This window comes from Mycobacterium sp. NPDC003449 (assembly GCF_053588415.1).
Map to the genome: position 1 here is coordinate 1 of NZ_JBSFPX010000191.1, position 14,198 is coordinate 14,198.

Here is a 14,198-nt window from a genome sequence, read left to right on the forward strand (position 1 = left end):
GTCCGGTGCCGGTGGCACCGGACCGGCGGCCGGGGGCACCGGCGCCTCGGCGGGGGCCTGCGGTGCGCCGACGACGGGAGGTCCGGCTGCCGGCTGGCCCGGCACGGGTCCGGGCCCGGGTGGTGGTGCCGCGGGCGGGGCCTGTTCGTTCAGGCAGAAGACCACGCAGGCGGGCTGGCGGGGCTGCTCCCACGGGGGCACCCACGGCGGGGGAGCGGCGGGTGTCGGTGGCGGCGCGGCCTGCGCGGGCCCCGGCAACGGCCCCAGGACCTGGCCGGGGGCGAAGCCCGGGACGTTGGCGCTGGGCAGCTGGCCGGTGTCGTTGCGGTTGAGCAGGGGGATCAGCGCCAGCGGATCGCCGGCCGGCAGGCCGGTGGCGTCGGCGGGCAGCCCGGGACCGAGGCCTTCCGGGTTGTCGAGGTGCGCATCGCCGATCGGCGGGATGGAACCCGTGATCGGGGGCAGATCGACCGGTACCACACCCGTCGCATAGGCGGCCGCCCACCCGAGCACGTTGCGGGCGTAGGCGACGGAGTTGTTGTATCGCAGGATCGCCGCCATCACCTGGGACTGGTCGCGCAGGTTGAGCCCGCCGCTGCACAGATACCGGGCGGCGGCCAGGGTCGCGTCGAACAGGTTCTGCACATCGGCCCTGCCGTCGCCGTCCCCGTCGGAGGCGTAGCGGGCCCACGTGCCCGGCAGGAACTGCATCGGGCCCATGGCGCGTGCGTAGCTCATCCGCCCGGCCTGGGCGCTCTGCACGATGATCTCGTTGCCCGGCAGCGTGCCGTCCAGGGCCGGCCCGTAGATCGGGTTCACGGGTGTGCCGCTGGCGTCCGTGGCGCCGCCGTTGGCGTGCATGGATTCGATCCGGCCGATGCCGGCCAACAGGTTCCAGCTGACCCCGCAGCCCGGGTAGGCCGCAGCCATCTTCCGCTCGGCATTACGGTAGGCGTTCAGGGCCATGCCCGGGATGCCCAGGGCGCCAGGCGTATTCACCACGATCGCGGGCGGGGGAGCCGATACCGCGTTGGCCGCGATCCGGAACACGGTGGGGACTTTGGCGGCCGCGACCACCGAGGGACCAAGGCGGTCCCGCTGGGGTTCGACCGCGGCCAGCGGGGTGAACGGGGTGTTCGACGGTCCGGGGTGGGGCGGCGACGAGGCGCCGACGGCTCCGGCCAGGATCACCGGCGTGAGCACGGCGACCCCGAACGCTCCGCGCCGGGTGGGCCCGGAGATGGCGGGCATCCGGGCGGCCGAGAGCGCGCCGCGCGCGTGCGGGTCCGGGAGAAAGCCGCCGAGGGGGTCGGCGGGCGGGAAGCCGGGGACACGCAGGTGCCCCGCACGGCGCCGAGCAGCCAGGAAAGCCGCTCCTCCCCCTACGCGCACTTAACCATCCTCAGATTCGCCTCGGCCGAGCCACAACGTGCTGTGAACCAAGTCACCATACCTAGTCCGAGTTCTCCTGTTGCGACAATGGTGGAGCGGGGCTTGAGCCACTGCGTTTGGCCCGCCGCTCGCCGCCGTCACGTTTGCCGGACTTGACTCGCTCGGGGCCGGTCGTCGGTTGCTGCAGACTGCCGATCAGCTCGCGCAGCTCCTCCAGTTCGCGGCGCAGGTAGTCGCGGGTGGCGACCTCGCCGACGGCCAGTCGCAGCGAGGCGAGTTCGCGCGCCAGGTACTCGGTGTCGGCCTTGGTCTGCTCGGCGCGCCTGCGATCCTCCTCGAGGGAGACGCGGTCCCGGTTCTCCTGGCGGTTCTGGGCCAGCAGGATCAACGGGGCCGCATACGCGGCCTGGGTCGAGAACGCCAGGTTGAGCAGGATGAACGGGTACGGATCCCACTGCAGGCTGATCGCGAAGAGGTTCAGCGCGATCCAGACCACCACGATGATCGTCTGAATGGCCAGGTAGCGCCCGGTGCCGAGGAACCGCGCGACCGTTTCGCCGAACTGGCCGACGGCCTCGACGTCGACGTGCAGCCCGAGGCCGCGAGAGGTCCTTGGCGTGTCCAGCCGCTGACGCGCCGACGTCTCGCTCATGCGGCCCCCTCGCAGGCTCGGTCACCGCATGCTGCGTCGATGATTCGCTCGCAAGCGTCGCTCATGACCCCGCCACCGGAAGGTCGGGTTCATCGTGTTCGCGCCAGTCGTCGGGCAGCAGATGGTCGAGCACGTCGTCCACCGACACCGCCCCCACCAGGTGGTTCTCGGTGTCCACCACCGGGCCGCAGACCAAGTTGTAGGCCGCGAAGTAGCGGGTCACCGCGGCCAGCGAGTCCTCGGGGCCCAAAGTGGGCAGATCGGCGTCGACGATGCCGCTGACCAGCGCGGCGGGCGGTTCGCGCAGCAGGCGTTGTAAATGCACGCAGCCCAGGTAGTGGCCGGTCGGTGTGGCGGTCGGCGGCCTCGTGACGAACGCCGCCGAGGCCAGCGCCGGGGTCAGGTCCGGGTCGCGGACCCGGGCCAGCGCCTCGGCCACCGTGGTGTCGGGGGCCAACACCACCGGCTCCGAGGTCATCAGGCCGCCCGCGGTGTCCGGGGAGTGGCTCAGCAGCCGTCGCACGTCCTCGGAGTCCTCGGGATCCATCCGCCCCAGCAGGACCTCGGCGTCGGCGGGTGTCATGGTGCCGAGCAGATCGGCGGCGTCGTCGGGATCCATCGCCTCCAGAACGTCGGCGGCGCGCTCGGTGTTGAGCTGCTGCAGCACCTCGGCCTGTTCGTCCTCGGGCAACTCCTGGAGCACATCGGCAAGGCGTTCGTCGTCGAATGCCCGGAACAGCTCGTAGCGGCGTTTGGCCGGCAGCTCGCGCAGCGCCTCGGCGACCTCGACGGCGCGCTGGCCTTCGAACTGTTCGAGCAGCGAGGCCACGCCCTGGTCGGGCATCGCCAGCCCCGACGGGGTCAGCCCCTGCACGTTCTGCCAGTCGACGACGTGGATGTTGCTGCGCCGCCCCAGCCGTCGCTGCGGTCGGACCGCGACCCGGCCGACCACCCAGTCCCTGGTGCGGGTCTGCTCGATGCTGAGATCGACGACGACGACGTCGATTCCGGTCAGCTGCGGTAGGTCGGGATCGTCGACGCGCACCCGGGTCTCCAGCACCTGGCCAAGCACCAGGACCTCACCGGGCCGCTGGGCGAACCGGCGCAGCGACACGCTGCCGGTGGCCAGCGTGACTGAGCCGGGTTCGATCGCGGTCACCCGCAGGATGGGGACGAAAATCCTTCTCCGGGTGAGCAATTCGACGACAAGTCCGAGAACTCTTGGCTGCTGGCGAATGATGCTGATGCTGATCACCACATCGCGTACGCGGCCGATGGATTCACCGTCGGGGCCCAGCACCACCATCCCCGAGAGCCGGGCCGCGTACACCCTGTTCACCGCCGCCATAGGTGAAAGGGTAGAGACTGTGGTCGTGGACAACGTGTATCGGCCCCGCAGAACGTGTCTCTCGGTACCCGGCAGCAGCACCAAGATGATCGAGAAGGCCAAGACCCTGGCCGCCGATCAGGTGTTCCTCGACCTCGAGGACGCGGTCGCGCCCGAGGCCAAGGAGGCGGCCCGCACCCAGGTGGCCGCCGCCCTCGCCGAGGACGGATGGGCCGGCCAGCTGCGCGGGGTCCGGGTCAACGACTGGACCACACCATGGACCTACGCCGATGTGATCGAGGTGGTCTCGGCCGCGGGGCCCGCGCTTGATGTGATCGTGCTGCCCAAGGTGACCGACGTCGCGCACGTCCAAGCGCTGGACCTGCTGCTGAGCCAGCTGGAGCGCACCGAAGGGCTGCCGGTGGGCCGGATCGGCGTCGAGGCGCAGATCGAGGACGCCATGGGGGTGACCAACGTCGACGCGATCGCGGCCGGCCCACGCGTGCAGGCGCTGGTGCTGGGTCCCGGTGACATGGCGGCCAGCCTCAATATGCGCACCCTCGAGGTCGGCGGGCAGCCCGAGGGCTACGACATCGGCGATGCCCACCACCACGTGCTGATGCGGATCCTGATCGCCGCACGGGCCCGCGGCATCAACGCGATCGACGGGCCGTACGTGAAGGTGCGTGACGTCGACGGATTCCGCCGGGTCGCGGGCCGCTCGGCCGCGCTGGGCTACGACGGCAAATGGGTGCTGCACCCCGACCAGATCACGGCGGGCAACGAGATCTTCAGCCCCCGCCAGGCCGATTACGACCGCGCCGAACTGATCCTGGACGCCTACGAGTGGCACACCTCGCGGGCGGGCGGGGCGAGGGGTGCGGTGATGCTCGGCGAGGAGATGATCGACGAGGCCAGCCGCAAGATGGCGCTGGTGATCGCGGGCAAGGGCCGCGCCGCCGGGATGTCACGGCACGCCGAGCCGTTCCGTCCGGACCGGTAGCCCAGGGCGGCAACAGAATTGGCGGCCTCGGCTAGGACGCCGAGAGCAGGGCGACGCCGAATATCGCCAGCCAGCCGCCGTTGAGCACGATGCCGACCGCGCCGACGACGATGCCGGAGACCGCCAGGCTGTGCCCCGCCTGCCCGCTCTGCTTGATCTGATTGAGCGCGGTGATGCCGAGGCCGACCCCGACCAGGGCGGAGAACAGCCCGATGGCGCACATGAACAACAGGGGCAGCGACAGGATCGAGGCGACCAGGGAACCGATCGCCAGGTTGTTGGTGGCGTTGGTCGCGGGCACACCGTAGACACCGGGATATCCGGGTGCGCCGAAGCCACCGCCATACCCTGGCGCACCGTAGCCGCCCGGATTGCCGTAACCGGGCGGCGGCGCGCCGTAACCGGGCGGCGGTGGATAGTCGGGTGGAATGTTCGACGGATAGTCCATCGCCGGCGGATAGGAGGGGGGCGGCTGATAGCTCGGCGGCGCCGGGGGTGTCGGGTAGTTCGGCGGCGGGAAACCGTAGGACGGGTGCGGCTGGGGTGACGGCGGCGGATTGTAGGAGGGCTCGATCCCAGGCGCCGCATAGCCGGTCGAGAACGGCTCCGACGGCCCGCCGGTGGGCTCGGATCGCGACGTTTCGCCCGCGTTTCCGTCCGGGTTTGTCATGCTGATCAACCTAGCGCACACACCGACAACCGCAGGTCGCCCGACTGCGGCACCAATTGTGGGGACGGGACGTTGCTGTAGCGAGAGCGGTTGCACCGACCATGCGGCACAGAGGAGAGTGATTTCGATGACGAGCCCATTTCAACCCGGTCAGACCGGCGGTTCCACGCCGGGCGCTCCGATCCGCGGTGCGTTGCCGACGCCACCCAAGGGATGGCCGATCGGTTCCTACCCGACGTACGCGGAAGCTCAGCGCGCGGTCGACTACCTGTCCGACCAGCAGTTCCCGGTGCAGCAGGTGACGATCGTCGGGGTCGACCTGATGCAGGTCGAGCGGGTCACCGGGCGGCTGAGCTGGCCGAAGGTGCTCGGTGGCGGCGTGCTGTCGGGTGCCTGGCTCGGCCTGTTCATCGGCCTCATCCTCGGCTTTTTCAGCCCGAGTCCGTGGAGTGCGCTGCTCACCGGCCTGGTGGCGGGCGTGTTCTTCGGCCTGATCACCTCCGCGGTCCCGTACGCGATGGCACGCGGCACAAGAGATTTCAGTTCGACCATGCAGCTGGTCGCCGGCCGTTATGACGTGCTGTGCGATCCGGAGGGCGCCGAACAGGGGCGGGATCTGCTGGCGCGCTTGACGATCTAGGCGCGTTACCGGCACCGGCCGAGCGGTCCAGGGCGGGCCGCAGGTCACGATTGTGACGCGCGCGTGCCGAAAGTGTTGCACATCACGTGTATCTGGCTCTACGGTTTGCGCGCGGGAGGTTTCCGCACATCCGACCTCGACGGGAGGCAGAGCGGTGCGCGCTCGGCGGCTATGTGCTGCGGCAATGGCCGCGTTGACGACGGTCTCGGTGGTGTCCGGGTGCGGATCGCAGGCCGGCGGAATCGTGATCAACTACTACACGCCGGCCAACGAGTCCGCGACGTTCACCGCGGTGGCCGAGCGGTGCAACGAACAGCTCGGCGGGCGGTTCCGGATCGAGCAGCGCGACCTGCCCAAGGAGGCCGACGATCAGCGCCTGCAGTTGGCCCGGCGGCTGACCGGTAACGACAAGTCGCTGGACCTGATGGCGCTCGACGTGGTCTGGACGGCCGAGTTCGCCGAGGCGGGGTGGGCGCTGCCGCTTTCGGACGATCCGGCGGGTCAGGCCGAGCCGGATGCGACCGAGAACACCCTGTCCGGACCGCTGGAGACGGCCCGCTGGCAGGACAAGCTGTACGCCGCCCCGATCACGACCAACACCCAATTACTGTGGTACCGCGCCGATCTGATGAACGAGCCGCCGCGCACCTGGGACGACGTGGTGGCCGAGGCGACCCGGCTGCACGCCACCGGCGAGCCGAGTTGGATCGCCGTGCAGGGCAAGCAGTACGAGGGTCTGGTGGTGTGGTTCAACACGTTGCTGGAAAGTGCGGGCGGGCAGGTGCTCTCCGACGACGGGCAGCGCGTCACCCTCACCGACACCCCCGAGCACCGCGCCGCGACCGTGAAGGCGCTGCAGATCATCAAATCGGTCGCCACCGCGCCGGGGGCCGACCCTTCGGTGACCCAGACCGATGAGGCCACCGCGCGGCTGGCACTCGAGCAGGGCAAAGCCGCGCTCGAGGTGAACTGGCCGTTCGTGCTGCCCTCGCTGCTGGAGAACGCGGTGAAGGGCGGGGTGTCCTTCCTGCCGCTGGAGAACGACCCGGCCCTGGAGGGCAGCATCAACGACGTCGGCACCTTCTCACCCACCGATGAGCAGTTCCAGATCGCCTACGACGCCAGCAAAAAGGTCTTCGGCTTCGCCCCGTTCCCGGGCGTGCGACCCGATGACCCGGCCCGGGTGACCCTCGGCGGCCTGAATCTGGCGGTGGCCAGCACCACGCAGCACAAGGCCGAGGCGTTCGAGGCGATCCGGTGTCTGCGCGACGTCGAGAACCAGCGGTACACCTCGATCGAGGGCGGACTGCCCGCGGTGCGCGAATCGTTGTACGACGATCCGGCGTTCCAGGCAAAGTATCCGCAGTACGAGATCATCCGCGACCAGTTGACCAACGCCGCGGTGCGTCCGGCCACCCCGGTGTATCAGGCGGTGTCGACCCGGATGTCGGCGACGCTGGCGCCGATCTCGGCGATCGACCCGGAGCACACCGCCGACGAACTCGCCGATGCGGTGCAGAAGGCCATCGACGGTAAGGGGCTGATCCCGTGAGTTCCCTGACCGACGAGCGCTCGCGCGAGGAGCCGACGATCTCCGACAACCGCAAGTCCGAACGCCGGCTGGCGTTCGCGCTCGTCGCCCCCGCGGTCATTCTGATGCTCGCGGTGACCGCGTATCCGATCGGGTACGCGGTGTGGCTCAGCCTGCAGCGCTACAACCTCGCCGAGCCCGGTGACACCGCGTTCGTCGGATTCGCGAACTATCTGACCGTGCTCACCGACCGGTACTGGTGGACGGCCTTCGCGGTGACCCTGGCGATCACCGTCATCTCGGTGGCCGTCGAGTTCGTCCTCGGCATGGCGCTGGCACTGGTCATGCACCGCACCATTTTCGGTAAGGGCGTGGTGCGCACCGCGGTGCTGATCCCGTACGGCATCGTGACCGTCGCGGCGTCCTACAGTTGGTACTACGCCTGGACGCCCGGCACCGGGTACCTGGCCAACCTGCTGCCCGAGGGCAGCGCGCCGTTGACCGACCAGTTACCGTCGCTGGGCATCGTGATCCTCGCCGAGGTGTGGAAAACCACGCCGTTCATGGCGCTGCTGCTGTTGGCCGGCCTGGCCCTGGTGCCGCAGGATCTGCTGAACGCCGCGCAGGTCGACGGGGCGGGCTCCTGGAAGCGTCTGGTGAAAGTCATTCTGCCGCTCATCAAACCGGCGATCCTGGTGGCCCTGTTGTTCCGGACCCTGGACGCGTTCCGGATCTTCGACAACATCTACGTGCTGACCGGCGGCGCCAACGACACCGGCTCGGTGTCGATCCTGGGCTACGACAACCTGTTCAAGGCGTTCAATGTCGGTCTGGGATCGGCGATCAGCGTGCTGATCTTCCTGTCGGTGGCGGTCATCGCGTTCATCTACATCAAGATTTTCGGTGCCGCGGCGCCGGGATCTGAGGCGGAGGGGCGCTCATGACCCAAGGGGTGGGCGCCCGGCGCGCGACCTGGTGGACGATCGTCAACGTCCTGGTGGTGGTCTATGCGCTGGTTCCGGTGCTGTGGATCCTGAGCCTGTCGCTCAAGCCCACATCAAGTGTCAAGGACGGCAAGCTGATTCCGTCCGAGTTCACCCTGGAGAACTATCGGGCCATCTTCTCCGGCGGCGCCTTCAGCTCGGCGTTGGTCAACTCGATCGGCATCGGGGTGATCACCACGGTGATCGCGGTGACGATCGGCGGCATGGCGGCCTACGCGGTGGCCCGGCTGACCTTCCCCGGCAAACGCCTGCTGGTCGGTGTCGCCCTGCTGATCGCGATGTTCCCGCAGATTTCGCTGGTGACACCGCTTTTCAACATCGAGCGGACGATCGGGCTGTTCGACACCTGGCCCGGCCTGATCATCCCCTACATCACGTTCGCGCTGCCGCTGGCCATCTACACGCTCTCGGCGTTCTTCCGGGAGATCCCGTGGGATCTGGAGAAGGCCGCCAAGATGGACGGGGCCACCCCGGCACAGGCGTTCCGCAGGGTGATCGCGCCGCTGGCCGCACCGGGCATCGTCACCGCAGCCATCCTGGTGTTCATCTTCGCCTGGAACGACCTGCTGCTGGCGCTGTCGCTGACCGCGACCCAGCGGGCCATCACCGCTCCGGTGGCGATCGCGAACTTCACCGGTAGTTCGCAATTCGAGGAGCCGACCGGATCGATCGCGGCCGGCGCGATGGTCATCACCATCCCGATCATTATCTTTGTTCTGATATTCCAGCGACGGATCGTCGCTGGGCTGACATCCGGTGCGGTAAAGGGGTAGTTGGATGGCCGAGATTGTGTTGGACCGGGTGACCAAGAGTTACCCCGACGGCGCAGGCGGTGTCAGGGCTGCCGTCAAGGAGTTCTCGATGACGATCGCCGACGGCGAGTTCATCATCCTGGTGGGTCCGTCCGGATGCGGTAAATCCACCACGCTGAACATGATCGCCGGCCTCGAGGACATCTCCTCGGGCGAGTTGCGCATCGGCGGTGAACGGGTCAACGACAAGGCGCCCAAGGACCGCGACATCGCCATGGTGTTCCAGTCCTATGCGCTGTACCCGCACATGACGGTGCGCCAGAACATCGCGTTCCCGCTGACGCTGGCCAAGCTCAAGAAGGACGAGATCAACACCAAGGTCGAGGAGACCGCGAAAATCCTTGACCTGAGCGAACTCCTGGACCGTAAGCCGGCTCAGCTGTCGGGTGGGCAGCGGCAACGGGTGGCGATGGGGCGGGCAATCGTGCGCAGCCCCAAGGCATTCCTGATGGATGAGCCGTTGTCGAACCTGGATGCCAAGCTGCGGGTGCAGATGCGCGCCGAGATCGCCAGGCTGCAGGACCGGCTCGGCACCACCACCGTCTATGTCACCCACGACCAGACCGAGGCCATGACGCTGGGGGACCGGGTGGTGGTGCTGCTGGCCGGCGAGGTCCAGCAGATCGGTACACCCGACGAGCTCTACAACAACCCGGCCAACCTGTTCGTGGCCGGGTTCATCGGATCGCCCGCGATGAACTTCTTCCCGGCGACCTTCACCGATGTGGGGGTCCGGCTGCCGTTCGGTGAGGTCACGCTGGCGCCCAAGGTGCACGACCTGCTGGACCGCCAGCCCAAACCGGACAACATCATCGTCGGCGTCCGTCCCGAACATCTGGAGGATGTGTCGCTGCTGGACGGCTACGCCAGGATCCGGGCCCTGAGCTTCCCGGTCCGGGCCGACATCGTGGAGTCACTCGGGGCCGACAAGTACGTGCACTTCACCACCGAGGGGGCCGGTGCGCAGTCGGCGCAGCTGGCCGAACTGGTCGCCGACTCGGGTGCCGGGGTCAACGAGTTCGTGGCGCGGGTGTCCGCCGAATCGCCGGTCACCACGGGCGGCCAGATCGAGCTCGCCTTCGACACCTCCAAACTGGTGATCTTCGATGCCGGGTCGGGCCTGAACCTGACCCGGGAGCTGGAGACGGCGGCGGCCGAGCCGCAGGCCGCCGAAGCCGAACCCGCGGGGGCCAGACCGGCCGAACCGGCCCCCGAACCCGATCAAGAGTGATCGACGTCCTGGCTGCCGTACGCGACCGGCTGGACGAGTATTTCGGCGCGGCCGGTATCACCGGTGACCCGGTCGGCGCCAACGTCACGTTCCTCGGTACCGAACGCATCGATGTGCTGCGGTACGGGCCCGAACCGGGCGGCGATGTCTATCACTATGTGACGCTGGGTTGTTCGCGCCACCCGATGTTCGACCCGACGGAACTGGTCTCCGACCCGATCCACGGCCCTCGGGCCGAGGTGGCGCTTTCGCTGCGCGGACCGACCCCGGCCGGGCTGGCCCGGTCGCTGGCGGTGCTGGCCGCCGCGCCCGCCGTCGAGGGCCTGATCCTGGAGCCGGATGCGCTCGTCGACCTGGAGACCCAACTGTTCGACACCGCGCCGTTCAGCGCGTTCCTGTTGGGTGCCGGCGACATCGGTGAGGTTGCCCTGCCCGAGCCGCTGTCGGCGGTGGCGGTGCTGTCGGCCATCCCGATCACCGCGACCGAGGCGGCCTGGGTGCGGCTCAAGGGCGCCGACGCGATGCGCGAGGCCTGGCGGGCCGACGGGGTCGACGTGCTGAACCCGGCCCGTAGGGCCGCCGAGCCGTCTTAGAGCCAGTTGTTGCGCCGGAACGTGCGGTACAGCAGGAAGCACACCGTCGCCATCACCAGCAGCACCGCGGGATAGCCCCAGGCCCAATGCAATTCGGGCATATTGTCGAAGTTCATCCCGTAGATGCCCGCCATCGCGGTGGGGACCGCGGCGATCGCCACCCAGGCCGAGATCTTGCGCATGTCCGTGTTCTGCTGCATCGCGACCTTGCCGAGCGCGGCCTGCACCAGCGAGCTGAGCATCTCGTCGTAGCTGGTGATCCGTTCCGAGGCCTGCACGTTGTGGTCGTGGACGTCGCGCATGTACCTGCGCACCTCGACCGAGATGACGTCGTTGTGGTCGGACAGCAGCCGTGACAACGCCAGCGTCAGCGGGGCGACAGCCCGTCGCAGGTCGACCACCTCCCGCTTGAGCAGGTAAATGCACTCGATGTTGGTGTTGCTGGCCGGGGAGAAGATGTCCTCCTCCATCGAGTCGATATCGGTCTCGATCAGGTCGGTGACATCGAGGTAGCTGTCCACCACATGGTCGGCGATGGCGTGCATGACCGCGAACGGGCCGAGTTTGAGGACCGCCGGTGAGGCCTCCAGCCGCTTGCGGACCCCGGCCAGTCCGCCGTGCTCGCCGTGGCGGACCGTCACGACGAAATCCGGGCCGACGAAGATCATGATCTCCCCGGTCTCGACGATCTCGCGGGCGTTGGCCACCGACTCGTGTTCGACGTAGTTGACCGTCTTGAGCACCAGGAACAGGGTCTTGTCGTAGCGTTCCAGCTTCGGGCGCTGATGGGCGTGCACCGCGTCCTCGACGGCGAGTTCGTGCAGCCCGAATACATCGGCCACGGCCTGCATCTGAAACTCGTCGGGTTCGTGCAGGCCGATCCAGACGAAGGCGCGCCGGTCCTCGCGTTCCAGTTCGTGGACCTTGGCGATGGCGGCGGCGTGGGTGTACTTGCCGGGCAGGCGGGTGCCGTCGCAGTAGACACCGCAGTCGACCATCGCGCGGGCCACCGGGACGTGGATGGCCGCGGCATCGGTGGTGGTGGCCCTGGTGCGCGGGTTGGGGCGGAGCAGTGACGGCGGCAGTGCACGAAATGACGGCATGGCTGACCTCCCTCGACTGTGCACAGCACGGACCGGGCCACTCGAATGGTACGCGCACGGTCCGTTTCCGAACCCTCACGAAGGGGGAACCGGCCCCTGTGAGCCGGAGCCTTGAAGTACCCTGACGCCGTGTCGGAAAGTACTGTCGCATCCTCGCGCGAGCGCTCTTCAGAGGCGCAGACCCCGCAAGTCGTCGTCGATGACGCCGAGATCTTCGACGCCCACGAGGGCGGGAAACTCTCGGTCGAACTGAAGGACCCACTGGACACCCAACGGGCGTTGTCGATCGCCTACACCCCAGGGGTCGCCCAGGTCAGCCGCGCCATCGCCGCCGACCACACGTTGGCCGCCAAGTACACCTGGGCCAACCGCCTGGTCGCGGTGGTCAGCGACGGCAGCGCGGTGCTCGGTCTCGGTGACATCGGCGCGGCCGCATCGCTGCCGGTGATGGAGGGCAAGAGCGCGCTGTTCAAGACGTTCGGCGGGCTGAATTCCATCCCGATCGTGCTCGACACCAATGATCCGGACGAGATCGTCGAAACCCTGATCCGGCTGCGTCCGACGTTCGGCGCGGTGAACCTCGAGGACATCTCGGCGCCGCGCTGCTTCGAGATCGAGCGCCGCGTCATCGAGGCACTGGACTGCCCGGTCATGCACGACGACCAGCACGGCACCGCGATCGTGGTGCTCGCCGCGCTGCTGGGTGCCACCCGGGTGCTCGACCGCGACATCCACACGTTGCGCGTGGTCATCTCCGGGGCCGGGGCCGCGGGCGTGGCCTGCGCCAACATCCTGCTGAACAAGGGCGTCAACGACATCGTGGTGCTCGATTCCCGCGGCGTGGTGCACGGCGACCGGGACAACCTCAACGACGTCAAGGCCGATCTGGCCGGCCGGACCAATCCGCGTGGCGTGAGCGGCGGGGTCGCCGAGGCGCTCGAGGGTGCCGACGTCTTCATCGGGGTGTCGGCGGGTGTGGTGCCCGAGGAGCTCATCGCCACCATGGCCCCCGGCGGCATCGTCTTCGCGTTGTCGAACCCCGATCCGGAGATCCACCCGGATGCGGCCCGCAAATACGCGTCGGTCGTCGCGACCGGGCGCAGCGATTTCCCCAACCAGATCAACAATGTGCTGGCCTTCCCGGGCGTGTTCCGCGGGGCGCTGGACGCTCGCGCCCGGCGGATCACCGAGGGAATGAAAGTCGCTGCCGCCGAGGCGATCTTCTCGGTGGTCGGGGACGATCTGGCCGTCGACCACATCGTGCCGAGCGCTTTGGATCCGCGGGTGGGCCCGGCCGTGGCCGCCGCGGTGGCGGCGGCGGCATCCGAGGGCTGAATCGGATATGCGCCCGGTGCACCGGGGTGTGGCGCCGGCGCTGCTCGCGCTGCTGATCGCCGGTTGCGCGGGCCAGCAGGGTCCGCCGCCGATGGCGGTCGGGGCGGGCCCGGATCCGGAGTCGGCCGTGATCGGCCACCTCTATGCCTCCGCGTTGCGGTATTACGGCACCCCGGCCGTGGTCGCCGAGACCGAGGAGCCGTTGGGGGCGCTGGATTCCCGGTCGGTCACGGTGCTGCCCGGCTTCACCGGCCGGCTGCTGCGCATGTTCGCGCCGGGGGCGCCGGCCCGCGCCGACGAGCAGGTGTATCGCGATCTGGTGTCGTCGCTGCCGGAAGGGGTCGCGGCCGGTGACTACACGATGTCGGCGCAGGACAAACCGGCGGTCGTGGTGACCGATGCGATCGCATCGGACTGGGGCGGATCGGATCTGGGAGCGCTGCGCCGGCACTGCGCGGCGGTGCGCCCCGGCGCGGTCGCGGGTGTGCGGGTGCCCGCGGCGATCGGCTCATGCGAGGTGGCGAAGGCGCTCGAATTCCCCGACGACGCCAGCCTGTTCGCGGCGTTGCGGGCCGGCACGGTGAACGCGGCGTGGTCGAGCACGGCCGATCCGGCGATCCCATCGGATCTGGTGGTGCTGGCCGATGAGACGGCCCTGATCCGGGCCGAGAACCTGGTACCGCTGTACCGGCGCAACGAACTCGACGAGCGGCAGATCCTGGCGCTCAACGAGATCGCCGGTGTGCTCGACACCGGCGCCCTCGCCGATATGCGGCGCCAGGTCGCCGATGGCGCCGACCCGGCCGCGGTGGCCGACGAGTTCCTGCAGGCCAACCCCCTCGGCCACTGACCGCTCACCTTTTCACCGCGAGCGTGCGCGTCTGTTGCCCGCCACGCCGGAAAAC

At 68.9% G+C, this 14,198-nt stretch carries 14 protein-coding genes; 9 read left to right on the forward strand and 5 right to left on the reverse strand.

Annotated elements, in window-relative coordinates:
* From ACWDTP_RS31950 to ACWDTP_RS31960, 3 genes are all read right to left on the reverse strand, one after another.
* Nucleotides 1-1,251: lytic transglycosylase domain-containing protein (locus ACWDTP_RS31950; RefSeq protein WP_450027238.1), on the reverse strand; the 1,251-nt coding region annotated here is incomplete at its 3' end.
* 202 nt (nt 1,252-1,453) lie between these two features.
* Nucleotides 1,454-2,044, reverse strand: coding sequence for a DUF1003 domain-containing protein (locus tag ACWDTP_RS31955; RefSeq protein ID WP_450027226.1), 591 nt, complete (start codon nt 2,042-2,044; stop codon nt 1,454-1,456).
* Nucleotides 2,045-2,105: 61 nt separating this feature from the next.
* Nucleotides 2,106-3,392 (reverse strand): magnesium transporter MgtE N-terminal domain-containing protein, encoded by a 1,287-nt coding sequence (locus tag ACWDTP_RS31960; protein ID WP_450027227.1) that lies wholly within the window; start codon nt 3,390-3,392, stop codon nt 2,106-2,108.
* A gap of 25 nt (nt 3,393-3,417) precedes the next feature.
* Between ACWDTP_RS31960 and ACWDTP_RS31965 the strand changes: the two genes are divergently transcribed.
* Complete coding sequence (locus ACWDTP_RS31965; RefSeq protein WP_450027228.1) at nt 3,418-4,374, forward strand: HpcH/HpaI aldolase/citrate lyase family protein; 957 nt, start codon at nt 3,418-3,420, stop codon at nt 4,372-4,374.
* Nucleotides 4,375-4,405: 31 nt separating this feature from the next.
* Here ACWDTP_RS31965 and ACWDTP_RS31970 read toward each other — a convergent pair whose 3' ends face one another.
* Complete coding sequence (locus ACWDTP_RS31970) at nt 4,406-5,044, reverse strand: DUF4190 domain-containing protein (RefSeq protein WP_450027229.1); 639 nt, start codon at nt 5,042-5,044, stop codon at nt 4,406-4,408.
* Between the two features lie 127 nt (nt 5,045-5,171).
* Between ACWDTP_RS31970 and ACWDTP_RS31975 the strand changes: the two genes are divergently transcribed.
* The 6 genes from ACWDTP_RS31975 (at nt 5,172) to ACWDTP_RS32000 (ending at nt 10,855) form a co-directional block, all read left to right on the forward strand.
* A complete protein-coding gene (locus tag ACWDTP_RS31975; protein WP_450027230.1) occupies nt 5,172-5,684 on the forward strand; it encodes a general stress protein in 513 nt (170 codons plus the stop codon).
* A 154-nt stretch (nt 5,685-5,838) separates the two neighbouring features.
* Nucleotides 5,839-7,236 carry an ABC transporter substrate-binding protein gene (locus tag ACWDTP_RS31980; RefSeq protein WP_450027231.1) on the forward strand — a complete coding sequence of 466 codons (1,398 nt, stop codon included), beginning with the start codon at nt 5,839-5,841 and terminating at the stop codon, nt 7,234-7,236.
* Nucleotides 7,233-8,159: a carbohydrate ABC transporter permease gene (locus ACWDTP_RS31985; RefSeq protein WP_450027232.1), complete on the forward strand. Its 927-nt coding sequence runs from the start codon at nt 7,233-7,235 to the stop codon at nt 8,157-8,159. The genes ACWDTP_RS31980 and ACWDTP_RS31985 overlap by 4 nt, the downstream gene beginning before the upstream one ends.
* Before the next feature lie 8 nt (nt 8,160-8,167).
* On the forward strand, nt 8,168-8,992 hold the full coding sequence (locus ACWDTP_RS31990; protein ID WP_450027239.1) for a carbohydrate ABC transporter permease: 825 nt from the start codon (nt 8,168-8,170) through the stop codon (nt 8,990-8,992).
* A gap of 4 nt (nt 8,993-8,996) precedes the next feature.
* The gene (locus tag ACWDTP_RS31995; RefSeq protein ID WP_450027233.1) at nt 8,997-10,262 is read left to right on the forward strand and encodes an ABC transporter ATP-binding protein; all 1,266 of its coding nucleotides are present in this window, start codon (nt 8,997-8,999) and stop codon (nt 10,260-10,262) included.
* Entirely contained in the window at nt 10,259-10,855 is a 597-nt protein-coding gene (locus tag ACWDTP_RS32000; protein ID WP_450027234.1) for a suppressor of fused domain protein, read from the forward strand. Before ACWDTP_RS31995 ends, ACWDTP_RS32000 begins: the two co-directional genes overlap by 4 nt.
* On the opposite strand, the gene corA is transcribed toward ACWDTP_RS32000, so the two are convergent.
* A complete protein-coding gene (gene corA / locus ACWDTP_RS32005; protein WP_450027235.1) occupies nt 10,852-11,958 on the reverse strand; it encodes a magnesium/cobalt transporter CorA in 1,107 nt (368 codons plus the stop codon). The genes ACWDTP_RS32000 and corA overlap by 4 nt on opposite strands.
* A 129-nt stretch (nt 11,959-12,087) precedes the next feature.
* Between corA and ACWDTP_RS32010 the strand changes: the two genes are divergently transcribed.
* Complete coding sequence (locus ACWDTP_RS32010; protein WP_450027236.1) at nt 12,088-13,293, forward strand: NAD(P)-dependent malic enzyme; 1,206 nt, start codon at nt 12,088-12,090, stop codon at nt 13,291-13,293.
* Between the two features lie 7 nt (nt 13,294-13,300).
* Entirely contained in the window at nt 13,301-14,143 is an 843-nt protein-coding gene (locus tag ACWDTP_RS32015) for a glycine betaine ABC transporter substrate-binding protein (RefSeq protein WP_450027237.1), read from the forward strand.
* Nucleotides 14,144-14,198: the final 55 nt, after the last annotated feature.

Excerpts from the sequence above, each read along its gene's own strand:
- ACWDTP_RS31955 (WP_450027226.1), bottom strand. The coding sequence starts at position 2,044 with ATGAGCGAGACGTCGGCGCGTCAGCGGCTGGACACGCCAAGGACCTCT.
- ACWDTP_RS31960 (WP_450027227.1), bottom strand. The coding sequence starts at position 3,392 with ATGGCGGCGGTGAACAGGGTGTACGCGGCCCGGCTCTCGGGGATGGTG.
- ACWDTP_RS31970 (WP_450027229.1), bottom strand. The coding sequence starts at position 5,044 with ATGACAAACCCGGACGGAAACGCGGGCGAAACGTCGCGATCCGAGCCC.
- ACWDTP_RS31975 (WP_450027230.1), top strand. The coding sequence starts at position 5,172 with ATGACGAGCCCATTTCAACCCGGTCAGACCGGCGGTTCCACGCCGGGC.
- ACWDTP_RS31995 (WP_450027233.1), top strand. The coding sequence starts at position 8,997 with ATGGCCGAGATTGTGTTGGACCGGGTGACCAAGAGTTACCCCGACGGC.
- corA (WP_450027235.1), bottom strand. The coding sequence starts at position 11,958 with ATGCCGTCATTTCGTGCACTGCCGCCGTCACTGCTCCGCCCCAACCCG.
- ACWDTP_RS32015 (WP_450027237.1), top strand. The coding sequence starts at position 13,301 with ATGCGCCCGGTGCACCGGGGTGTGGCGCCGGCGCTGCTCGCGCTGCTG.